21 protein-coding genes and 1 tRNA gene are annotated in these 22270 nt (G+C 56.0%); 8 read left to right on the top strand and 14 right to left on the bottom strand.

Annotated features, from left to right (window positions below):
- Positions 1-54 precede the first annotated feature (54 nt).
- Positions 55-795 carry a GntR family transcriptional regulator gene (locus tag ABLU87_RS15875; RefSeq protein ID WP_025108414.1) on the bottom strand — a complete coding sequence of 247 codons (741 nt, stop codon included), beginning with the start codon at positions 793-795 and terminating at the stop codon, positions 55-57.
- Between the two features lie 221 nt (positions 796-1016).
- On the opposite strand from ABLU87_RS15875, the gene ABLU87_RS15870 reads away from it, so the two are divergent.
- Genes ABLU87_RS15870 through ABLU87_RS15860 form a run of 3 tightly spaced genes read left to right on the top strand, consistent with a single transcriptional unit; the run spans position 1017 to position 4413 of the window.
- Positions 1017-2033, top strand: a complete 1017-nt coding sequence (locus ABLU87_RS15870; RefSeq protein ID WP_122117181.1) for an ADP-ribosylglycohydrolase family protein — start codon at positions 1017-1019, stop codon at positions 2031-2033.
- An 18-nt stretch (positions 2034-2051) separates the two neighbouring features.
- A complete protein-coding gene (locus ABLU87_RS15865) occupies positions 2052-3467 on the top strand; it encodes a cytosine permease (protein ID WP_014837065.1) in 1416 nt (471 codons plus the stop codon).
- Positions 3451-4413, top strand: a complete 963-nt coding sequence (locus ABLU87_RS15860; RefSeq protein ID WP_025108416.1) for a PfkB family carbohydrate kinase — start codon at positions 3451-3453, stop codon at positions 4411-4413. Before ABLU87_RS15865 ends, ABLU87_RS15860 begins: the two co-directional genes overlap by 17 nt.
- A gap of 3 nt (positions 4414-4416) precedes the next feature.
- Here the strand turns inward: ABLU87_RS15860 and rep are convergent, their stop codons facing one another.
- From rep to ABLU87_RS15840, 4 genes are all read right to left on the bottom strand, one after another.
- Positions 4417-6435 carry a DNA helicase Rep gene (rep, locus tag ABLU87_RS15855; protein ID WP_014227450.1) on the bottom strand — a complete coding sequence of 673 codons (2019 nt, stop codon included), beginning with the start codon at positions 6433-6435 and terminating at the stop codon, positions 4417-4419.
- Between the two features lie 102 nt (positions 6436-6537).
- Positions 6538-7266, bottom strand: coding sequence for a nicotinamide riboside transporter PnuC (gene pnuC / locus ABLU87_RS15850; protein WP_004097491.1), 729 nt, complete (start codon positions 7264-7266; stop codon positions 6538-6540).
- Entirely contained in the window at positions 7266-8015 is a 750-nt protein-coding gene (locus ABLU87_RS15845; RefSeq protein WP_046878137.1) for a nucleoside phosphorylase, read from the bottom strand. Before ABLU87_RS15845 ends, pnuC begins: the two co-directional genes overlap by 1 nt.
- A gap of 23 nt (positions 8016-8038) precedes the next feature.
- On the bottom strand, positions 8039-8743 hold the full coding sequence (locus ABLU87_RS15840) for a Crp/Fnr family transcriptional regulator (RefSeq protein ID WP_004097483.1): 705 nt from the start codon (positions 8741-8743) through the stop codon (positions 8039-8041).
- Between the two features lie 194 nt (positions 8744-8937).
- Here ABLU87_RS15840 and ppiC (ABLU87_RS15835) point away from each other — a divergent pair, with 194 nt between their 5' ends.
- Together ppiC (ABLU87_RS15835) and ppiC (ABLU87_RS15830) are read left to right on the top strand one after the other, a co-directional pair.
- Positions 8938-9219, top strand: coding sequence for a peptidylprolyl isomerase PpiC (gene ppiC, locus ABLU87_RS15835; RefSeq protein ID WP_004127352.1), 282 nt, complete (start codon positions 8938-8940; stop codon positions 9217-9219).
- A gap of 52 nt (positions 9220-9271) precedes the next feature.
- Entirely contained in the window at positions 9272-9553 is a 282-nt protein-coding gene (ppiC, locus tag ABLU87_RS15830; RefSeq protein WP_004097481.1) for a peptidylprolyl isomerase PpiC, read from the top strand.
- Positions 9554-9720: 167 nt separating this feature from the next.
- Here ppiC (ABLU87_RS15830) and ilvC read toward each other — a convergent pair whose 3' ends face one another.
- Entirely contained in the window at positions 9721-11196 is a 1476-nt protein-coding gene (ilvC, locus tag ABLU87_RS15825) for a ketol-acid reductoisomerase (RefSeq protein WP_106672585.1), read from the bottom strand.
- A 153-nt stretch (positions 11197-11349) separates the two neighbouring features.
- Between ilvC and ilvY the strand changes: the two genes are divergently transcribed.
- Positions 11350-12240 carry an HTH-type transcriptional activator IlvY gene (ilvY, locus tag ABLU87_RS15820; protein ID WP_004097479.1) on the top strand — a complete coding sequence of 297 codons (891 nt, stop codon included), beginning with the start codon at positions 11350-11352 and terminating at the stop codon, positions 12238-12240.
- Positions 12241-12298: 58 nt separating this feature from the next.
- Here ilvY and ilvA read toward each other — a convergent pair whose 3' ends face one another.
- The 6 genes from ilvA to ilvL all read right to left on the bottom strand — a co-directional run bounded on the left by ilvA (position 12299) and on the right by ilvL (position 18842).
- Positions 12299-13843, bottom strand: coding sequence for a threonine ammonia-lyase, biosynthetic (gene ilvA / locus ABLU87_RS15815; RefSeq protein ID WP_122117184.1), 1545 nt, complete (start codon positions 13841-13843; stop codon positions 12299-12301).
- 2 nt (positions 13844-13845) lie between these two features.
- A complete protein-coding gene (ilvD, locus tag ABLU87_RS15810) occupies positions 13846-15696 on the bottom strand; it encodes a dihydroxy-acid dehydratase (RefSeq protein WP_064406523.1) in 1851 nt (616 codons plus the stop codon).
- A 61-nt stretch (positions 15697-15757) separates the two neighbouring features.
- Complete coding sequence (locus tag ABLU87_RS15805; RefSeq protein WP_004097473.1) at positions 15758-16687, bottom strand: branched-chain amino acid transaminase; 930 nt, start codon at positions 16685-16687, stop codon at positions 15758-15760.
- A 16-nt stretch (positions 16688-16703) separates the two neighbouring features.
- Positions 16704-16961, bottom strand: a complete 258-nt coding sequence (gene ilvM / locus ABLU87_RS15800) for an acetolactate synthase 2 small subunit (RefSeq protein ID WP_004097471.1) — start codon at positions 16959-16961, stop codon at positions 16704-16706.
- Positions 16958-18604 (bottom strand): acetolactate synthase 2 catalytic subunit, encoded by a 1647-nt coding sequence (ilvG, locus tag ABLU87_RS15795; RefSeq protein ID WP_025108420.1) that lies wholly within the window; start codon positions 18602-18604, stop codon positions 16958-16960. The genes ilvM and ilvG overlap by 4 nt, the downstream gene beginning before the upstream one ends.
- A 139-nt stretch (positions 18605-18743) precedes the next feature.
- Positions 18744-18842: an ilv operon leader peptide gene (ilvL, locus tag ABLU87_RS15790; RefSeq protein WP_071993465.1), complete on the bottom strand. Its 99-nt coding sequence runs from the start codon at positions 18840-18842 to the stop codon at positions 18744-18746.
- A 350-nt stretch (positions 18843-19192) separates the two neighbouring features.
- Here ilvL and ABLU87_RS15785 point away from each other — a divergent pair, with 350 nt between their 5' ends.
- Positions 19193-20713 carry a YifB family Mg chelatase-like AAA ATPase gene (locus tag ABLU87_RS15785; RefSeq protein WP_025108421.1) on the top strand — a complete coding sequence of 507 codons (1521 nt, stop codon included), beginning with the start codon at positions 19193-19195 and terminating at the stop codon, positions 20711-20713.
- Between the two features lie 23 nt (positions 20714-20736).
- Here ABLU87_RS15785 and ABLU87_RS15780 read toward each other — a convergent pair whose 3' ends face one another.
- On the bottom strand, positions 20737-21075 hold the full coding sequence (locus ABLU87_RS15780; RefSeq protein WP_004097464.1) for a DUF413 domain-containing protein: 339 nt from the start codon (positions 21073-21075) through the stop codon (positions 20737-20739).
- Positions 21076-21193: 118 nt separating this feature from the next.
- Between ABLU87_RS15780 and hdfR the strand changes: the two genes are divergently transcribed.
- Entirely contained in the window at positions 21194-22015 is an 822-nt protein-coding gene (gene hdfR / locus ABLU87_RS15775; protein WP_004097454.1) for an HTH-type transcriptional regulator HdfR, read from the top strand.
- A gap of 81 nt (positions 22016-22096) precedes the next feature.
- On the opposite strand, the gene ABLU87_RS15770 is transcribed toward hdfR, so the two are convergent.
- Positions 22097-22172 (bottom strand) — tRNA-Trp (locus ABLU87_RS15770).
- Between the last annotated feature and the right edge of the window lie 98 nt (positions 22173-22270).

The following is a 22270-nucleotide window of genomic DNA, read 5'->3' as shown; positions in this document are numbered from 1 at the left end:
TCCGCTCTCGCATAAAGCGATGGCGGGTTTTATACACCGGCCATGCCAAAGCGCTTATTGCAGCTTCACTCTGAAATCAAAATTAAAGTAATTGCTCAGGCAGAATGCGGTTCCGTACTCAAGCACCTCTCCCTGAGCATTGCGGCTTTTCAGCGTAATTTTCATCAATGGCACGCCTTGCGGCAGGTCGAGCAAATTCAGCTCTTCCGCCGAAGGAATATGCACCGTCAGTGAGTAATCCTGAAGATCGGGATAAATATCATTTTCCGCCCAGTGCGCGTACAGCGAACCTTCAAGTAGATCCGGGCGGGGTAAGAAACGCTCGGGGATAAACATGGTTTCGAGAGACACCGGGAGGGCATCGACCAGACGGACGCGTTTGATTTTCGCCACCCGATCGCCGACCGCGATCTCCAGCTCACGGGCCAGAAAATCATCCGCCGCCAGCTTTTCCCTCACCAGCCATCGGTTGGACACCGCGCCTGAATTTTGTAGCTGGGCAGAAAATCCGCCGCTGGCAAGGTTATAGCTTACCGGCAGATTCACCTCGGTCCCTTTTCCGTGGCGTTTAATAACCAGCCCGGCCTCCAGCAGCGCATCAAGCGCCTTCACGACCGTCACGCGCGATAGCTCAAGCGTCTGCGACATTTTGCGTTCGGAAGGCAGGATGCTGCCGTGCGTCAGCAACCGCTCGGTCATTGCCGCTTCAATAGCTTGTTTAAGTTGAATATAAAGCGGCGCGGGAGCCTCTGCATTCAGACGCCCTTTTATATACTCAAGCAGCGATTGCGGCATAATGTCGTAGTCTTCCGGAATTCAGTGGCAGTGGATTTATCATAGTGGATCCATACTGGAATCAATAGCCCCCTCATAACGTCTCCCCACCCTTTTTTAGCTTCTCACTTTTCTTTCAGAATGCGTCTTCGATCACAGCATGGCCACAAAGGACTTTAACTGGACTTAATCTGGATCTACTTTTAGTATAACTTTTATTCATTTCTTCCAGGGAGCCGATGATGTCTGCTATTCACCCTACCTATACCACCGAAAACCGCATCCTCGGCTGCCTTTATGGGCAAGCCATTGGTGATGCGATGGGTATGCCTTCCGAACTGTGGCCTAAGCGCCGAATTATCAACCATTTTGGCTGGATTGAGCGCTTCCTCCCCGGACCGAAAGAGAATATTGCGGCCTGCGAATTTCGCGCCGCTGAGTTCACCGATGATACCCATCAGTGCATCGCACTCATGGATGCCCTGAATGAAACCAACGGCGTGACCGATCCACTGGTCATCGCCAGGCATATTCTGCTGTGGGCCAGACGCTGTCAGGCCTTTGAAAAAAATATTCTTGGCCCGACCTCGAAGGCTTCCCTGATCGCGCTTGAACAGGGGCAGCCGCTGGAGGAGATCGCGGCCAACGGCGTAACCAACGGCGCGGCAATGCGCGTGGCGCCGATGGGCTGTCTACTGCCCACCGGGGACAGAACGTTTTTCATTGAGCAAGTGCGGCTATCCTGCCTGCCGACGCATAAATCAGACATCGCTATCGCCGGCGCGGTGGTCATTGCATGGGCGATCGGCCGCGCTATTGAAGGGGCCGAATGGCCGTTAATCAAAACGGAGCTGGCGTCGCTCGCCAATGAGACGCAGCGCCATTATGAGTCCACTTTTAGTCCACTGCTGGGAAACCGTATCCACCTGGCGCTGGAAACGATCGCCGGGGAGACTGACCATCTGACGGGTATTGAACGGATTTATGAGGACATCGGCGCCGGTATGGATATTATCGAGTCCGTCCCCGCAGCGATTGCTCTGGTTGAGCTGGCAAAAACGCAGCCTATGAAATGCGCTATGCTGGCAGCCAATTTAGGCGGCGACACCGACACCATTGGCGCGATGGCCACCGCCATCTGCGGCGCGCTTCATGGCATAGAGGCTTTTCCTGAAGAACATATACAACGGATTAAGCAGGCCAACAGCATCGACTTCACGCCTTACGCACAGCGGCTTGCAGGCTACCGCTTCGCATAATTCACAGAGGGTATCACTATGGACAGCAAAGCTTCATACGATGGAAATATCCAGGCGGCAGATCCCGGAATGGCAGAATTAGGGATCGGTCTGGTCCCCCCGGTCCACCAGACCCAGAAACCGGTCCAGCTGTTTTTCGTCTGGTGCGCCGCGAATATTGGCATTCTTGGCGTCGTTTACGGCGCGGTGATTGTGTCGTTCGGCCTCTCATTCTGGCAGGCGATTCTTGCCGCCGTGGCGGGCGTCGCCTCCTTTGCGCTGGTCGGCATCACCAGCATCGCCGGAAAAATTGGTCGTACGACGACGCTAACCCTCTCCCGCGTCATTTTTGGCAAACGCGGTAATATCGCCCCCACCAGCTTCTGTTGGGTGAATCTGATGGGCTGGGAAGCAGTCAATATCATTACCGGCACGCTCACCCTCGTCGCGCTGTTTGCCGCCATGGGTTTTGAAGAGAGTCTGACCACCACCGCGCTGTCGCTTTTCTTGTTTGGCGGGCTGACCGTACTGGTCAGCGTGCTCGGGCAAAACGCCGTGCTGATGATGCAAAAATGGATCACCCGGATCTTTGGCGCCATGACGCTGCTGGTGGTGATCTATTTACTCTTCACCGCGGACTGGCAGGCCATCCTCGCGCTGCCTTCAGGCAGCTGGCTGACCGGCTTTCTGCCTGCCGTGTCTATTATTGCCGCAGGCACCGGCATCAGCTGGGCTATCGCCGGCGCCGACTATAGTCGCGATCAGCGCCCTGACTCCGGGGAAAAGCCTATTTTTCTCGCCGTGGTCAGCGGCGCCGCCCTCCCGCTGCTGTTGCTGATGCTCACCGGAATACTGCTTACCGCGCAGATCCCCGATCTGGCCTCCAGCGAGAACCCCATTTCAGCGATCGGTAAACTGCTGCCTTCGTGGATGGCAATCCCCTATCTGGCCGCGGCTACCGCCGGGGTCGTGACCATCGCCGTGTTGAGCCTCTATTCCGCCAGCCTTAACCTGTTAAGCATGGGGATTAAGCTACAGCAGCGTTCCGCCGTGGCCCTCGACGCCGTGCTGGTGCTGGGGATTGCCCTCTACGTGCTGTTTGTCTCGAAAGATTTTCTCGGGCCGTTTATCGCGTTTTTGATTTTCTGCGGCGTATTTCTGGCCGCCTGGGCCGCCATCTTTATGGTCGATTTTTATCGGCTGCGCCGCCGTGCCGGATATCCTGAAGCTGATTTATTCAGGGAGAGCGGCGCAAACCGTACCGCGCTGGGCTGCTGGATTGTCGGTGCGCTGGCAGGATTGATGGTCTCTAAAACCGGTTTTATCGACGGACCTTTCGCGGTCGGTATTTTCGCGGACTCCAGCCTCGGGTTATTCGTCTCTTTTATTCTGAGCCTGGCGCTGTATCTCGCCTTCGGAACGAGAAAGGGGGCCTGCCGTGACAATCAGCGCTGACCTGCTATCGCCTCAGCGGCCGATCGTGGTTATCGGCGCCGCTTTTGGCGACATTATTCTCCATCTCGATGCGCTGCCGCAAAGCGGTAGCGATGTCTCCGCCCGCGACGGCGGACGGCAGATTGGCGGCTGTGCGTTCAACGTCGCCCGCGCGCTCTCGCGCCTCGAACTGTTTCCCATTAACGCCATACCGGTAGGCAATGGCGATTGGGGGCAGGCCGTTGCGCAAAAAATGGCGCTGGAAAACTTGCCCGTCCTCTTGCGCCATCCCACCCACGATAACGGCTGGTGTCTGGCTCTTGTCGAAGCCAGCAAAGAGCGGACGTTTATCACCATTGAGGGCTGCGAACAGCACTGGACTGATGAACTATTAGCGCAAATACCGCTGCCGAAGGAGGCGATTATTTACGTCTCGGGATACGAACTGGCCAGCGAAGCGCTGCGCCAGTGGATCCTTGCCCAGACGGAAGATAAAACGCTGTTCGTCGATTTTGGCCCGCGTCTGTGCGACCTGGATATTCACTTTATCCAGGCGCTGCTGCGCAAACGCCCCCTGCTCACCCTGAATCGCGATGAACTCAGCGTGCTGTGCGCGCGTTTATACGATTTGGATAGCGCGACCCTTGATGCCGCCTCACGGCTCGCCAGCGACTGGCATATTCGGGCGATCTGTCGGTTTGATAAGGATGGCGCATGGGTGGTTGAACCTGACGCAGCACCGCAGCATATTCCGGCCTGCCGCGTGAAGGTCCACGACACGATTGCCGCAGGAGACAGCCACTGTGCCGGTACGATCGCCGGGCTGGCCTGTGGAATGGATTTGCAGCAGGCAACGCGGCTGGGCAATGAAGTGGCGGCCATTGTCGTCAGTCAACCCGGTTCAGACGGCGCACCCGGTCGCAAAGCGCTACGTCAGTTCCAGATTCAACAGCAAAACAGCCGCTAGCCGCTATTTACGCGCTTTCGCCAGCATCGCCCTGATGTTGGCGACGTTCGCCTGGCCTTTATGCATGCGCTCTTCCGGCGAAATCACTTTGCGCTCCTGCTCCCAAATCAGGTCGTCCTGCGGCAGTTCCAGCAGGAAACGGCTCGGCTCCGGCCGCACCAGCTCGCCGTACTGACGGCGCTCTTTGCACAGGGTAAAAGTCAGCTCTTTCTGCGCACGGGTGATACCCACGTAGGCAAGACGGCGCTCTTCATCGACGTTGTCTTCATCAATGCTGCTCTGGTGCGGCAGTAGCCCCTCTTCCATACCAACCAGGTAGACGTAGGGGAACTCCAGCCCCTTTGACGCGTGAAGCGTCATCAGCTGCACCTGATCCGTCTCCTCATCCGACTCGCCGCGCTCCATCATATCGCGCAGGGTAAAGCGGGTAACGACCTGAGTGAGCGTCATCGGTTCATCGATCTCGCTGCCTTCGAGCATTTCGGTCATCCACGTGAACAGCGTATTGACGTTTTTCATCCGCATTTCGGCGGCTTTCGGGCTGGGCGAGGTCTCATAGAGCCAGGATTCATAATCCACGCCGCGGATCAGATCGCGGACGGCGGCAATCGGTTCACGCTCTGAAAGCTGCTGGATCTCCCGCAGCCAGTGGGTAAAGCGGGTCAAAGACTCATAGCCGCGTCCGTTCAGGGTCTGGGTCAGGCCCATATCGAAGCTGGCGGTAAACATGCTTTTATTGCGCCCCATCGCCCATTCACCCAGCTTTTTCAGCGTCGCCGAACCGATTTCACGCTTTGGCGTATTGACGATGCGCATGAAAGCGCTGTCATCATCGGGATTAGTCAGCACGCGCAGATAGGCCAGCAGGTCTTTAATTTCCGGGCGGGAAAAGAACGACGTGCCGCCGGAAATTTTGTACGGGATGCGGTTCTGCATCAGCATCTTTTCAAAAACCCGCGACTGATGGTTGCCGCGATACAGAATCGCGTAGTCCTTATAGGCGGTTTTATTAATAAAGTGATGCGCGATCAGTTCACCGGCAACGCGCTCCGCCTCATGGTCTTCGTTATTGGCAGAGAGCACCTTCAGCTCTACGCCATAGCCCAGTTCGGAAAACAGACGCTTCTCGAAAACGTGTGGGTTATTGGCAATCAGGATGTTAGCCGCCTTCAGGATGCGCCCGGAAGAACGGTAGTTTTGCTCCAGCTTGATCACCTGCAGCGCCGGGAAATCCTGGCTTAGCAGGACCAGGTTCTGCGGCCGCGCGCCGCGCCAGGAGTAGATCGACTGATCGTCATCGCCGACCACGGTAAAGCGCGCCCGCTGTCCCACCAGCAGTTTCACCAGCTCGTACTGGCTGGTGTTGGTGTCCTGGTATTCATCCACCAGCAGATAGCGAATCTTATTCTGCCAGCGCTCCCGCACCTCTTCGTTGCGCTGCAGCAGCAGCGTTGGCAGCAGGATCAGATCGTCAAAGTCTAGTACGTTGCAGGCTTTCATGTGCGCGTCGTACAGCCCGTAGCAGTGAGCAAAGATCCGATCCCGTTCCCCTTTCGCCCCAGCGGCGGCCTGGGCAGGGGTTTGCAGATCGTTTTTCCAGTTGGAGATCGTCGAGATCAGCTGCTGCAGCACCACTTTATCGTCTTCGATCAGCCCTTCGGTGAGCTCTTTTAACAGCGCCACCTGGTCGGTATCGTCGAACAGCGAGAAGTTTGATTTCATCCCTAACGCGGCGTATTCGCGTTTGATGATATCCAGCCCCAGCGTGTGGAAGGTGGAAATCATCAGACCGCGCGCCTCTTTGCGTCCCAGCGTTTGCCCGACGCGCTCTTTCATTTCGCGCGCCGCCTTGTTGGTAAAGGTGACCGCCGCGATATGACGCGCCTGATAGCCGCAGCCGCGGATCAGGTGGGCGATTTTATTGGTAATCACGCGGGTCTTACCGGAACCGGCACCCGCCAGCACCAGGCACGGTCCGGTAACGAATTCGACGGCTTGTTGTTGGCCAGGATTTAAACGCATGGGAGTCTTTTGCTCAATCTTCGAACGGGGTGGGGATTGTAGCAGAAAGAGGGGCACAGAGAGCAACAGGCTGCCCATTCAGGCAGCCTGGAAATCGGTCAATCAGGATGCGGCCGCGGCAAGCGGCGTATAGCCGTTACGCTGTGCGCTCTTGATCCAGCTGTATGAACCCATTACCGCGATCGCCGTCAGCAGGACATACTCAAGCGACATGGCGTAAACGCCCTGTACCGCGTAGATAACCACGCTAATTACGTCGATAACCACCCACAGCAGCCAGTTTTCGACGAATTTACGCGTCATCAGCACCATGGCGGCAATCGACAACACCAGCATGGTGGAATCCCAGAACGGGAAGGCGTCGGGCTGGAGGTCGGGCATCGCGACCTGCATACCGAACGTTTGCAGCAGAGCAATCATGATACGAGTGAGCGTCGCGAACACCGGATCGATAAACAGCGTCATCAGCACAATCGCCACCGCGCAGACGCCGCCCAGCGCCAGCGTTTGCTGACGGGAAAGCCAGCGTACCTTGAGCGCGGCCTCCTGCGCCTCGTTTTGCCGGCTCCACGCGTACCAGCCGTAAATATTAGCAGCGAAGAAAAAGACCTGCAGCAGCAGGCTGGCATAGAGCTGGATCTGGAAAAAGATCGCCGCAAACAGCGTGACGTTAATCAGGCCAAACAGATAGTTGATGATTTTTTCCCGGCTGGCGCACCAGATGCACAGCAGGCCGAATACGGTACCGATAGCCTCAATCCACGATAGCGCATAGCCGCCTTCGCCGAGAGGAATGTTGACCATCACATTGTTAATGCTAAAAAAGTCCATCACAGACCTCCTTGCTGGCTAGCGGAATAAATGGCGCGCAGCGCCAGGGTAATTTGCCGTTCTTCGCCCTGCTGGCACAGCGCCTCCTGCTGGACATAATCATTGATGCTGCTATCCAGGCAACCGTTGTGGGCAACAACCACATTGAGTAATGATGCCGTACGTAGGCCGCGCAGAGCGCCGATAGTCATCAGGGCGGCGCTCTCCATATCCGCGCCCAGAACGCCTCGCGCCGACCACTGCGCATCCAGTTGCGCCTCACGATCGGTATAGAAACTGTCGTGGCTGCGCACCAGCCCGCACGCGGCGGGGATGTTCATTTGCCGCGCCTGCGCCACCAGTTCCCAGGTCAGCAGCGGGTCGGCGCAGGCCGGATAGCCCGCCGGCGCATAGGTTCGGCTGGTACCATCATCCATCACCGCAGCGTGAGCGATAATCACATCGCCGAGCGCAAGATTATCCTGCAATGCGCCGCAGCTGCCGATACGAATCAGGGTTGTTACGCCAATCTGGCGCAGCTCTTCAATGGCGATCGCCGTGGAGGGTCCGCCGATGCCGGTGGAGAGCACCAAAATCTCGATGCCCTGATACCAGCCGCGCGCGGCGCGAAACTCCCGGTTCTGACCGAGCAGCTGTGGATTATCAAGAAAATTGACGATGCGGTCGACCCGCTGCGGGTCGCCCGGCAGCAGCGCGTACCGCGCGCCGGTCATCTCTTTGCTTAACTGGATATGGGGTTGCAGCGACATTCTCCCGCCTCCTTCTCTTGCGGTTATCCGATATCAGCCTCCTGCTTCAGTTTTTCAGGAGCTAACAACACAATGCGTTCACCATCGGTATCAATAATCTGTAGCGCTTTCAGGTCATGCAAAATACGGTTAATGCTGCGGGTCGTCGCCGCGAACTCCTGACTGAGATTCTGCTTATCCAGCAAGATTTCATTCGCGCCATCCTGTTGATAACGCAGCCATAGCGCCTGACACACCCGCTGATGCAGCGAGTAGAGATTGTCGCTGCTGGCCTTTTTCGACAGCTGATAATATTGCTGGCTAAAGAAGCGCAGCATCCGCTGGTTAAAGTGGTTATCCAGCGCCAGCCAGCGGCAGAAATGTTCCTGCGACAGGCTCAGGAGCTGCACATGGTCCACCGCCACCACCGAGCAGATGTAATGACGCGACTCAAAGATCTCGAGTTCGCCCACCATGTCGCCTTTACGGTAGCGGGCCTGGCGGTAGCGGCGCCCGTCTTCAGCCTCATAGAAAACGTCTACCTCACCGGCGATAATCAGCGAAAAACGCTGGCACACTTCCCCCTGTCGGCAGATAAAATCACCGCGCGGAATGTCTTCGAAGCGCCAGCGCCGCATGATCTCCAGAGGACAATATTTCAGTAATTCATAGAGCAGCGGATCGCGCACAATCTCGCTCAGCCCGGAAAGCCAGCCGACTGAAAATTCAGGTTTTTTCATTGTATCCATGTTATCTCGCTCCACGACGATAAGGACAGGACGGCTGTCCCCGGCCAGAAGGAAAACGCCGAAGAAAAGTGTTGCCCATCTCCCGCTTCCGTCTATCAGGCGAGACACCTGTCCCGCGATGGCGAAGAGTATAGGTCCGCGACCAAAGCGGATGGTAAAGTAACGGGATATCTTTGAGACATGAGAGCAAAATAATGGCAAAGAGCGCAGCAGCCCTGCATATCCTGGTAAAAGAAGAGAAGCTGGCGCAAGAGATCCTCGCCAAACTGGAACGTGGCGTGAGCTTCGATCATCTGGCAAAGCGCTATTCAAAGTGCCCATCCGGACGCAACGGCGGCGATCTCGGGGAGTTTAATCAAGGCGTTATGGTCGGGCCGTTCGATAAGGCGGTCTTCAGCTGCCCGCTGCTCAAGCCTTACGGACCGGTCAAAACCAAATTCGGCTACCACATCATTAAGGTGCTGTATCGCCGCTAGCCCATGCTACTATTGCGCCCTGATTCATCTCCTATTCCATCAAGGTACGATCATGGCAAAAACGGCAGCAGCACTGCATATCCTGGTTAAAGAAGAGCAGCTGGCACTGGATCTTCTGGAGCAAATTAAAAACGGCGCCGATTTCGGTAAACTGGCGAAGAAGCACTCGATCTGCCCGTCAGGCAAACGCGGCGGCGATTTAGGTGAATTCCGCCAGGGCCAGATGGTGCCGGCGTTTGATAAAGTCGTCTTCTCCTGTCCGGTGCTGGAGCCGACCGGCCCGCTGCACACCCAGTTTGGTTATCACATCATCAAGGTGCTGTACCGCAATTAAAAAACCGGTGTCTTATTGCACCGGTTTTTTTATCTCACAGCTTTCCCCTAAGAATTTCAGCTTGCAGGAAGGCGGCAAGTGAGTACAGCCCCAGGAGCATAGATAACTATGTGACTGGGGTGTACGAACGCAGCCAACGCATCTGCAAGTTGAAAGACGACGGGGAATTAGCCCGCTACCGCAATACGCTTCATATCGGTCATATAGCCGCGCAGTTTCTTACCAACCTGCTCGATAGCGTGGCTGCGAATGGCTTCGTTCACGTCGCGCAGCTGAGCGTTGTCTACCGCGCCTTCGGCAATCGTTTTGCCCAGGTCGCCGGTCTGCAGGGTGGTCATGAACTCTTTCAGCAGCGGTACGCAAGCGTAAGAGAACAGGTAGTTACCGTATTCAGCGGTATCGGAGATAACCACGTTCATTTCGTACAGACGCTTACGAGCGATGGTGTTGGCGATCAGCGGCAGTTCGTGCAGTGATTCGTAGTAAGCGGACTCTTCGATGATGCCGGAATCCACCATGGTTTCAAACGCCAGCTCAACGCCCGCTTTCACCATTGCGATCATCAGAACTCCTTTATCGAAGTACTCCTGCTCGCCAATTTTACCTTCAAACTGCGGTGCGGTTTCGAACGCGGTTTTGCCGGTCTCTTCACGCCAGGTCAGCAGTTTTTTATCGTCGTTGGCCCAGTCAGCCATCATGCCGGAGGAGAATTCACCGGAGATGATGTCATCCATATGCTTCTGGAACAGCGGCGCCATAATCTCTTTCAGCTGTTCGGACAGCGCGTAAGCACGCAGCTTAGCCGGGTTAGACAGGCGATCCATCATCAGAGTGATACCGCCCTGCTTCAGCGCTTCGGTGATGGTTTCCCAGCCGAACTGAATCAGTTTTTCGGCGTATGCCGGGTCGGTACCCTCTTCCACCAGCTTATCGAAGCACAGCAGAGAACCGGCCTGCAGCATACCGCAGAGGATGGTCTGCTCGCCCATCAGGTCGGATTTCACTTCGGCAACGAAGGACGATTCCAGCACGCCCGCACGGTGACCGCCGGTCGCCGCAGCCCAGGCTTTAGCAATGGCCATACCCTCGCCTTTCGGATCGTTTTCCGGGTGAACCGCGATCAGGGTAGGAACGCCGAAACCGCGTTTGTACTCTTCACGTACTTCGGTACCCGGGCACTTCGGCGCCACCATCACGACGGTGATATCTTTACGGATCTGCTCGCCAACTTCTACGATGTTGAAGCCGTGAGAGTAGCCCAGCGCCGCGCCGTCTTTCATCAGCGGCTGAACGGAACGTACAACGTCAGAGTGCTGTTTGTCCGGCGTCAGGTTAACCACCAGATCGGCCTGCGGGATCAGCTCTTCGTAGGTACCCACCTTGAAGCCGTTTTCGGTTGCTTTGCGCCATGATGCGCGCTTTTCGGCAATCGCTTCTTTACGCAGCGCGTAGGAGATATCCAGACCGGAGTCGCGCATGTTCAGACCCTGGTTCAGGCCCTGAGCGCCACAGCCGACGATGACCACTTTTTTACCCTGAAGGTAGCTTGCGCCATCGGCGAATTCGTCGCGACCCATAAAGCGACATTTGCCCAGCTGCGCCAGCTGCTGGCGCAGGTTCAGTGTATTAAAGTAGTTAGCCATGGTGATACCTCGTGATGTTGTGTGTCTTATTTTGTTCGGTTCGCCTTTCAGCGAGAATGTACCCACATTACAACAGGAAATTTATTGCGGAAATTGATATATTCACAACGTCACGTTGCAATTTCTGCAATGTAAAATCGTGGAGTGTCGCCGGTGGATTTACGCGATCTGAAAACCTTCCTGCATCTGGCTGAAAGCCGCCATTTTGGCCGCAGCGCGCGGGCGATGCACGTCAGCCCCTCCACGCTTTCCCGACAAATTCAACGCCTGGAAGAAGACCTCGGGCAGCCGCTGTTTGTCCGCGATAACCGCACGGTAACGCTTACCGAAGCGGGAGAAGAGCTACGAACGTTTGCCCAGCAGACCCTGTTGCAGTATCAGCAGCTGCGCCACACTATCGATCAGCAAGGTCCGTCGCTGTCGGGCGAACTGCATATCTTCTGTTCGGTGACGGCCGCTTATAGCCATCTGCCGCCGATTCTCGATCGGTTCCGCGCCGAGCATCCCTCAGTGGAAATAAAGCTCACCACCGGCGATGCCGCTGATGCGATGGAAAAAGTGGTGACGGGTGAGGCCGATCTGGCGATTGCCGGGAAACCGGAAACGCTGCCCGGCGCGGTGGCTTTTTCCATGCTGGAGAATCTGGCGGTGGTGCTGATCGCCCCGGCGCTGCCTTGTCCGGTTCGTAACCAGGTCTCAGTGGAGAAGCCTGACTGGGCAACGGTACCCTTTATTATGGCCGACCAGGGCCCCGTGCGTCGCCGCATTGAGCTATGGTTTCGCCGCCATAAAATCAGTAATCCGTCAATTTACGCCACGGTGGGCGGGCATGAAGCCATGGTCTCCATGGTGGCGCTCGGCTGCGGCGTCGCGCTGCTGCCGGAAGTGGTGCTGGAAAACAGCCCTGAGCCAGTGCGCAATCGCGTGATGATTCTGGAGCGTAGCGACGAGAAAACCCCGTTTGAGCTGGGCGTCTGCGCGCCAAAAAAGCGGCTGCATGAGCCGCTGATTAATGCGTTCTGGAATTTGCTGCCTGGCCACTAGTGCCGGATGCCTGAACCGGCCTACAAGCCGATCGTAGGCCTGACAAGTACAGCGCTTCTTAACCGGCGAGGAAGAACCTGAACGCTGGATTATTGCTTTCATCATGGCAATCGTAGCCCAGCTCATGCAAGCGGGTTTCGAAGTCAGGCTCGTGATCGCCCAGTTCGAATGCCGCCAGCACGCGGCCGTAATCGGTACCGTGGCTACGATAGTGGAACAGAGAGATGTTCCAGTGGGTGCCCAGGGTATGCAGGAACTTCAGCAGCGCGCCGGGTGATTCCGGAAACTCGAAGCTGAATAAACGCTCCTGCAGCGGCTGAGACGGACGCCCGCCGACCATGTAGCGCACGTGTAGCTTGGCCATTTCATCGTCGGAGAGATCCACTACGCTGTAGCCACCGTCGTGCAGCAGGTTGAGGATCTCTTTCCGCTCTTCCAGCCCCCGGCTCAGGCGCACGCCGACAAAAATGCAGGCATTTTTCGCATCCGCGAAGCGGTAGTTGAACTCGGTCACCGAACGGCCGCCCAGCAGCTGGCAGAACTTGAGGAAGCTGCCCTTCTCTTCCGGAATGGTGACCGCCAGCAGCGCTTCGCGCTGTTCCCCCAGCTCGCAGCGTTCGGAAACGTAGCGCAGGCCGTGGAAGTTGACGTTCGCGCCGGAAAGCACGTGCGCCAGGCGTTCGCCGCGAATATTATGCTGAGCGACATATTTTTTCATCCCCGCCAGCGCCAGCGCTCCGGAAGGTTCTGCTATCGCACGCACATCTTCAAACAGGTCTTTCATCGCCGCGCAGATGGCATCGCTATCGACGGTAACGATGTCGTCGAGATACTCCTGGCACAGACGGAAAGTCTCATCGCCGATGCGTTTCACCGCCACGCCTTCGGCAAAAAGCCCAACGCGGGGTAAATCGACCGGATGACCCGCATCCAGCGCGGCTTTCAGACAGGCAGAATCCTCGGCCTCAACCGCAATGACTTTGATCTGCGGCATCAGCTGTTTGATCAGCACCGCCACGCCGGCCGCGAGACCGCCGCCGCCGACCGGGACAAATACGCGATCGATATGGGCATCCTGCTGCAGCAGCTCCAGCGCCAGCGTCCCCTGCCCGGCAATCACCATCGGATGGTCGAAGGGCGGAACCCAGGTGAACCCCTGCTGCTGCGCCAGTTCGATGGCTTTGGCCTTGGCTTCATCGAAGTTCGCGCCGTGCAGCAGCACTTCGCCGCCGAAGCCGCGCACCGCATCAACTTTGATATCCGCGGTGGCGGTTGGCATGACGATGAGCGCCTTCACGCCCAGGCGAGATGCCGAGAAAGCCACGCCCTGCGCATGATTACCCGCCGAAGCGGTAATCACGCCATGCGATTTTTGCTCTTCCGTCAGGCCCGCCATCATCGCGTAGGCTCCGCGCAGCTTAAAGCTGTGCACCGGCTGACGATCTTCACGCTTCACCAGCACAACGTTATCGAGGCGCGACGAGAGCTTTTCCATTTTTTGCAGCGGCGTGATCTGCGCGGCTTCGTATACCGGCGCGCGCAGTACCGCTCTGAGGTATTCCGCCCCCTCGGGGGCGGCGGACAGGGGTAGAGACTCGGCCATCATTAACCCCCAAGTTTCGATTTATCGCGCACCGCGCCTTTGTCGGCGCTGGTTGCCAGGCTGGCATAGGCGCGAAGGGCAAAGGAAACCTGACGCTCGCGATCTTTCGGCGTCCATGCTTTATCACCGCGCGCTTCCTGAGCTTCGCGGCGCGCCGCAATCTCGGCATCGCTCAGCTGCAGCTGAATGCCGCGGTTCGGGATATCGATAGCAATCATGTCGCCATCTTCAATGATCGCGATATTGCCACCGCTGGCCGCTTCCGGAGAAACGTGACCAATAGAGAGACCCGAGGTACCTCCGGAGAAGCGCCCGTCGGTAATCAGCGCACAGGCTTTACCCAGGCCCATTGATTTCAGGAAGGTCGTCGGGTAGAGCATCTCCTGCATCCCCGGCCCGCCTTTCGGCCCTTCATAGCGGATGACGACTACGTCACCGGCGACCACCTTGCCGCCGAGGATCGCATCCACAGCCGCGTCCTGGCTTTCGTATACCTTCGCCGGGCCGGTAAATTTGAGGATGCTGTCGTCAACGCCGGCGGTTTTCACGATACAGCCGTTCTCGGCAAAATTGCCGTACAGAACCGCCAGACCGCCGTCCTTGCTGTAAGCATGTTCCAGCGAGCGGATACAGCCTTCTGCGCGATCGTCATCCAGGGTGTCCCAACGGCAGTTCTGAGAGAAAGCCTGCGTTGTGCGGATACCCGCAGGGCCAGCGCGGAACATCTTCTTAACCGCTTCATCCCGCGTGACGGTGATATCGTACTGCTCCAGCGTCTGCGGCAGGGACAAACCAAGCACGTTTTTCACATCGCGGTTCAGCAGCCCGGCACGATCCAGTTCACCTAAAATACCCAATACGCCGCCCGCGCGATGCACGTCTTCCATATGATATTTCTGCGTACTTGGCGCGACCTTACACAGCTGCGGCACTTTGCGGGAAAGTTTATCGATATCGCTCATGGTGAAGTCGATTTCCGCTTCCTGCGCCGCCGCCAGCAGATGCAGTACGGTATTGGTGGAACCGCCCATGGCGATATCCAGCGTCATGGCGTTTTCAAACGCCGCCTTATTGGCGATATTACGCGGCAGCGCAGAGGCATCGTCCTGCTCGTAATAGCGTTTAGTCAGCTCAACAATACGTGAGCCCGCATTGAGGAACAGCTGTTTACGATCGGCGTGAGTCGCCAGCAGCGAGCCGTTGCCCGGCTGCGACAGGCCCAGCGCTTCGGTCAGGCAGTTCATGGAGTTCGCGGTGAACATTCCCGAACAAGAGCCGCACGTCGGGCAGGCGGAACGCTCAACCTGATTACTCTGATCGTCGGAGACTTTCGGGTCAGCGCCCTGAATCATCGCGTCAACGAGGTCGAGTTTAATGATTTGATCGGACAGTTTGGTTTTCCCGGCTTCCATCGGGCCACCGGAAACAAAAATGACCGGAATATTCAGGCGCAGAGACGCCATTAACATCCCCGGGGTGATTTTGTCGCAGTTGGAGATACAGACCATCGCATCAGCACAGTGGGCGTTAACCATATACTCAACCGAGTCGGCGATCAGTTCGCGGGATGGCAGTGAATAAAGCATACCCCCGTGGCCCATCGCGATCCCATCATCCACCGCAATGGTGTTGAATTCTTTGGCGACGCCGCCAGCGGCCTCGATTTGCTCAGCAACCAGTTTGCCGAGATCGCGCAGGTGAACGTGGCCCGGCACGAACTGGGTGAAAGAGTTCACCACGGCGATAATCGGCTTACCGAAATCATCGTCGGTCATTCCAGTGGCGCGCCACAGCGCGCGGGCACCCGCCATATTACGGCCGTGAGTGGTTGTGGCGGAACGGTACTTAGGCATGCTTTAGTTACTCCCAGTTTCGGTGAAATGGGGCGTTGCGTGTCGCCCCATTTTTTTATGCTTATTGATTAACCTGATCCAACCAGCCCCATTTATCCTCGGTTTCACCGGTGAAGAGGCCAAAGAATGCTTGCTGAATGCGCTTGGTGATCGGGCCGCAGCGGCCTTCACCCACCTGAATACCATCAACGCTGCGTACCGGCGTGATCTCTGCGGCAGTACCGGACATAAACACTTCGTCGGCCAGGTACAGGGACTCGCGGGACAATACCTGCTCGCGGACTTCCAGACCGAGATCTTTCGCCAGCTTGATGATAGCGTCGCGGGTGATGCCAGGCAGCGCGGAAGAGGTGAACGGCGGGGTAAACAGCACGCCATCCTTCACTTCAAACAGGTTTTCACCGGCGCCTTCAGAGATGTAGCCGTTCACGTCCAGCGCGATACCTTCCTGATAGCCATGGCGACGCGCTTCGCTGCCGACCAGCAGCGAAGAGAGATAGTTACCGCCGGCTTTGGCCGCGGTCGGAATAGTGTTTGGCGCCGCGCGATTCCAGGAAGAAACCATCGCATCGATCCCCTGATCCAGCGCTTCGGCACCCAGGTAGGCGCCCCACGGGAACGCCGCGATGATCACGTCAGTGTTATAGCCCGGAGGCGGGTTGACGCCCATGCCCACGTCGCCGACGAAGACTAACGGGCGGATATAGGCGCTGGTCAGACTGTTTTTACGAATGACTTCACGGCAGGCTTCCATCAGCTCATCAACGCTCTGAGAAACCGGGAAACGATAGATTTTTGCTGAGTCATGCAAACGCTGCATATGTTCACGGTGACGGAACACCACCGGTCCCTTGTGAGAGTCGTAGCAACGGATGCCTTCAAATACGGAAGTCCCGTAGTGCAGCGCATGGGACATCACGTGAACCTTCGCCTCGCCCCACGGAACCATCTCACCATTGAACCAAATGTAATCAGCTTTTTTCGTCGTCATTGTTCTTCCTTTGCGCTCAGGCGCGAATTTGTTGTGATGTAGGTTGCTGGATCTCGACGCAGGCGACGTCCACCAGTTTGCTTAATTGACTAAACAGTAATTCGACGGGCCGCTGGCTGGCAACGGTCAGTTCAATATTAATATTCCGGGCATCGGCGGCGGTTGCCATATTCATCGCGCAAATCTGGAACCCGCGATGGCGCACGACGCGCAGCACGCGTTCTAACGTTTCTGGATTAGAGCGAGCCTGCAAGGCGACCTGATGTTGCATCATGATAATTTCTCCAGCATTTCTGCATTACTGGCACCGGGCGGCACCAACGGCCAGACGTTCTCAAGTTCGTCGATTGAGACATGAAGCAGGTAAGGCCCCTGGCTCGAAAGCATGGTGTCGAGTGCCGCTTCAACCTGGTCTTTACGGGTGATGTGTTGACCAGGGATGCCGAAGGCGCTGGCCAGAGTAAGGAAATCGGGGTTATCGGTAAGGGTGGTTTCGCTATAACGTTCCTGAAAAAACAGCTGTTGCCATTGTCTAACCATTCCTAAACGCTGGTTGTCCAGTAAGACTATCTTCAGCGGCAGCTGCTTGCGTTTTACGGTGCCCAGCTCCTGCACGTTCATCATGAAGGAGCCGTCACCGGAGATACAGATAACCGTATCGTCTGGACGGGCCACCTGCGCGCCTACCGCTGCGGGCAAGCCGAAACCCATAGTGCCTAATCCGCTGGAAGTGATGAAATTCTCCGGGCGCGTATAGGTCATATGCTGCGCTGACCACATCTGATGCTGGCCCACATCGGTTGTCACGACGCAGTCTGCGGGTTTGCGATCGGAAAGCTGCTTCAGCAGCAGCGGGGCATAGATAGCGTCTCCCGGATGGTCGTAGCGCCAGGCATGCTCGGCGCGCAGCTGCGCATTACGTTGGCGCCAGGCGTCGATAGACAGCGGCTGCTGGAGCGCGGGCAGCATCACATTCAAATCGCCGGTCAGGCCGATATGTGCCTGACGGAGCTTGTTCAGTTCAGCCGGATCGATATCCATATGGATAACTTTGGCGTGCGGGGCAAACGTATTCAGCTTGCCGGTAACGCGATCGTCAAAACGGGCGCCTACCGCGATCAGCAGGTCACATTCCTGTACTGCAAGGTTGGCCGCTTTAGTACCGTGCATCCCCAGCATGCCCAGATAGTAGGGATAATCCGCCGCTACCGCACCCAGCCCTTTCAGGGTAGACGTCACGGGCATTTGCGTAACGGCAAGAAATTCGCGCAGCGCCGGTACCGCCTGCGCCATCCCCACGCCGCCGCCAACGTATAACATCGGCTTCTGCGACTGGGTCAGCATCTGCAAAGCGTATTCGATATCCGCATATGGAAAATCAACGTCGTCAGCTACCATGGAAAAATGCGGATCGAGATCGCCCTGAGCCAGCTGGATATCCTTTGGGATATCGACCAGCACGGGACCGGGACGACCGGAGTTTGCTACGTGGAAAGCTTCGGCAATGATGCGCGGCAGTTCTTCCAGCGACTGCACCAGGAAACTGTGCTTGGTGCATGCCAGCGATAAACCGAGGACATCAACTTCCTGGAATGCGTCGGTGCCAATGAACGGGGCCGCAACCTGGCCGGTGATAGCAACAACGGGAACGGAATCAAGCAGCGCGTCGGCGAGGCCGGTGATCAGGTTGGTTGCACCTGGCCCCGAAGTGGCGATACACACGCCGGTTTTGCCGGTAGCCCTGGCATAGCCGATAGCCGCCATAGCCGCGCCCTGCTCATGCCGACACAGTAGGTGTTCCACGCCGCCGTCATACAATGCATCGTAAACCGGCATAATTGCGCCACCCGGATAGCCAAAAACGGTATCGACTCCCTGTGCTCGCAAAGCATGTACTACCCACCGCGCCCCATTCATAGTTACTTCCCCGTCGTAGATCGAGAGAAACAGAATTTTATGCTACCAGCCATCGTCTGCTCCTCTTTTCTGTTTTTAAGTTATAAAAAAACCCCCGGACCTTTCGGTGCGGGGGTCTTAGTTCGTTAAGGCTTGTTTTTTAAGCCTTTCCTCGTCCAAGTGCAGCCCCGCACAGTGGGATAATAATCACCACCACGCTAATCACGACCAGGCTAATCACTCGTAGAAGGGCTGTCATTTTATGTTCTTTCTGGCTTCATGTTCGAAGGAATACCTAAAGAGGTACCACAGACTTCGCGTTAAACACAAGATTTTTTTATGACCTGATTCCTTACCTTGCTAATCATTTAAGAAAAAACAATTGTTTTTAATGGGAAAAATATGAAATGAAAATATTTCAATTTGTGGCGTGCTCCACAGCACTTTCTCATCTTGTTGCCTGATGACAGCATTTTACGAGCCGGCATCCAACACCAGTGCAACACGGAAATTGCCGGGAAATTGGCTGGGAGCAAGCATGCAGAATTTAATATTGCCGAATTACTCAACAGCAAATCCCCGACATAATCCTGGTTCTCAGGAGGTGTTATGTCACTCGCCATTGTTTACACCCGCGCCGCTCTCGGGATCGGTGCCCCACTTATCACGGTTGAAGTTCATATCAGCAACGGGCTCCCAGGCCTGACAATGGTAGGACTGCCTGAAACAACGGTTAGAGAAGCGCGTGACCGGGTACGTAGTGCGATTATCAACAGCGGCTACGCTTATCCGGCGAAAAAAATCACCATCAATCTGGCCCCGGCCGATCTGCCAAAAGAAGGGGGAAGATATGATTTACCTATCGCTCTCGCGCTTCTGGTGGCCTCAGAGCAGCTAAAAGCCCCCAGGCTAAATCAATATGAGTTTGTCGGCGAGTTGGCGCTTACAGGCGCTCTGCGTGGCGTTCCTGGGGCCATATCCAGCGCCATGGAGGCCATAAAAGCGGGGCGGAAGATTGTTATCTCTAATGAGAATTCTCCAGAGGTGGGGTTAATCGGCGGCAGTGACTGCCTTATCGCCACCGATCTCCAGGAAGTCTGCGCTTTTCTCGAAGGTCGACATACCCTGGCTAACCCCCTTCCAGAAGGGGAATATTCGGATGAAACATCGGTTGATCTGCGTGATGTTATTGGCCAGCGGCAGGGGAAACGAGCGCTGGAAATCATCGCTGCAGGTGGTCACAACCTGCTGATGATAGGCCCGCCCGGCACAGGAAAAACGATGCTCGCCAGTCGATTACCGGGACTACTGCCGCCGCTGAGTAATCAGGAAGCGCTGGAAAGCGCGGCAATACTTAGCCTGGTCGATTCCAGGCATGCCATGAAAAATTGGCGCCGCAGGCCCTTTCGTGCCCCGCATCATAGCGCCTCCCTGGCGGCCATGGTGGGCGGAGGCTCAATTCCGGCACCGGGAGAGATCTCCCTTGCCCATAACGGAGTCCTGTTCCTGGATGAGCTGCCTGAATTCGAACGCAGGGTGCTGGATGCGTTACGCGAACCCATTGAGTCAGGGGTTATCCATATCTCACGCACGCGCGCCAAAATCGATTATCCAGCCCGTTTCCAGCTTATTGCAGCGATGAATCCCAGCCCGACAGGACACTATCAGGGCCAGCATAATCGCGCTTCACCGGAACAGACGCTACGCTACCTGGGTCGTTTATCCGGCCCGTTTCTTGACCGATTCGATCTCTCCCTGGAGATCCCGCTTCCGCCGCCGGGGGTGCTCAGCCAGGGAACAAACGAAGAGGAAAGTAGCGCCTGCGTACGCCAACGTGTTCTGGCCGCACGCGAAAGGCAGCTATCGCGGCAGAAAAAACTTAACGCGCATCTGGGAAATGATGAGATGAAAATCTGCTGCCGGCTTCATAAAGATGACGCTGTCTGGCTGGAGCAGACGCTAATACAGCTCGGTCTTTCAATCCGCGCCTGGCAGCGCCTGATTAAAGTTTCCCGAACTATTGCCGATATTGAGGCAGTCGAACGCATCGAACGTCATCATTTGCAGGAGGCTCTCGGCTATCGGGCAATAGACAGAATGTTGAGCCATCTACAAAAAATGATGGCGTAAAAAAAGGGCTTACGCCCTTTTTCTTAATCATCGCTTTCTGTGTAATCTTCCGTACCTTCCACCTGCGGCTTGCCGCCGGACAGGGTATGGAAACGCTTCGGACGCTTAATGCGCGCCATGTACTTAATCCAGACGCGTTCTGCTTCCGTTGCGGGCTCACGTTCACCACGGCATACCGAAACAAACTGTTTTTCATCGTCGGTGACAGGCTCGCGTTTACCTAGTTCGAGTTCATTAAAGGCATAACCATGACGTTCCAGCAGTTGCGCCTCTTTGATGGTGAAATCTCCATGACGGGAAAACCCGCGCGGATAATTTTTATTGTCGAAAAAACGATTAGTTGTCGTAAAGCTTTCCGCCATCCTACACGCTCCTGATTCTTTGGCCGAGCTAATTATGGCGCGGAGTATTAGTTACGCTTGACAGAGCGTCAAACAAAACATTTAAATCATCACGACAAATAATTTTGCGGAGAAGAGTGTGGATACGGAATTGCTCAAGACTTTCCTTGAGGTGAGCAGAACTCGCCACTTTGGCCGAGCCGCAGAGGCGCTTTATCTGACGCAGTCAGCAGTTAGCTTTCGTATTCGTCAGCTGGAGAACCAGCTGGGGGTAAATCTTTTTACCCGTCATCGTAATAATATCCGTCTGACCTCAGCCGGAGAGAAACTGCTACCCTACGCCGAAACCCTGATGAATACCTGGCAAGCTGCGCGCAAGGAGGTCGCGAATGCTTCCCGCCATAATGAATTTTCGATCGGTGCCAGCGCTTCTCTGTGGGAATGCCTGCTTAATGGATGGCTGGGAAAGCTCTATACAGAGCCCTATAACCTACAGTTTGAGGCGCGGATTGCGCAGCGGCAATCGCTGGTCAAACAGCTGCACGAACGTCAGCTTGATCTCCTGATCACGACAGAATCGCCGAAGATGGATGAACTAAGCAGCCAGTTGCTGGGTAATTTTACCCTGGCGCTTTATTGTGCCTCTCCGGCTAAATACACAAATGAATTGAATTATTTACGCCTGGAATGGGGGCCCGATTTCCAACAAAACGAAGCGGGATTGATCGGAAATGATGATATTCCTCTGCTGACCACCAGTTCTGCCGAGTTAGCTTACCAACAGCTCAGCGCGCTTAAGGGCTGTACATGGCTGCCCGTGCTCTGGGCACAGGGGAAAAATAATCTGCATACGGTGACCGACAGTGCGACGCTTTCAAGGCCTCTCTATGCGATTTGGCTACAGAACAGCGATAAACAAGCGCAGATTCGGGAGATCCTGAAGCACAATATATTGGGATAAACGCACTCCTCCAGGGATGGAGGACGATCGGCGGGAAATTTAAAGCAAAAAAAATCCTTTGCCTGAGCAAAGGATTATATATGGCAGGGGCGGAGAGACTCGAACTCGCGACACCCGGTTTTGGAGACCGGTGCTCTACCAACTGAGCTACGCCCCTAAAGTTTCTTATCATTAAGCCTGCTTAATCAGCAGGCTTAATTTTTTAATAAGTGGCGGAACGGACGGGACTCGAACCCGCGACCCCCTGCGTGACAG

This window comes from Klebsiella sp. CB_Kp196, from assembly GCF_040061575.1.
GTDB lineage: Bacteria > Pseudomonadota > Gammaproteobacteria > Enterobacterales > Enterobacteriaceae > Klebsiella > Klebsiella michiganensis.
The sequence above is the reverse complement of the archived record's forward strand: the minus strand, read 5'-3'. Positions and strand labels throughout refer to the sequence as shown.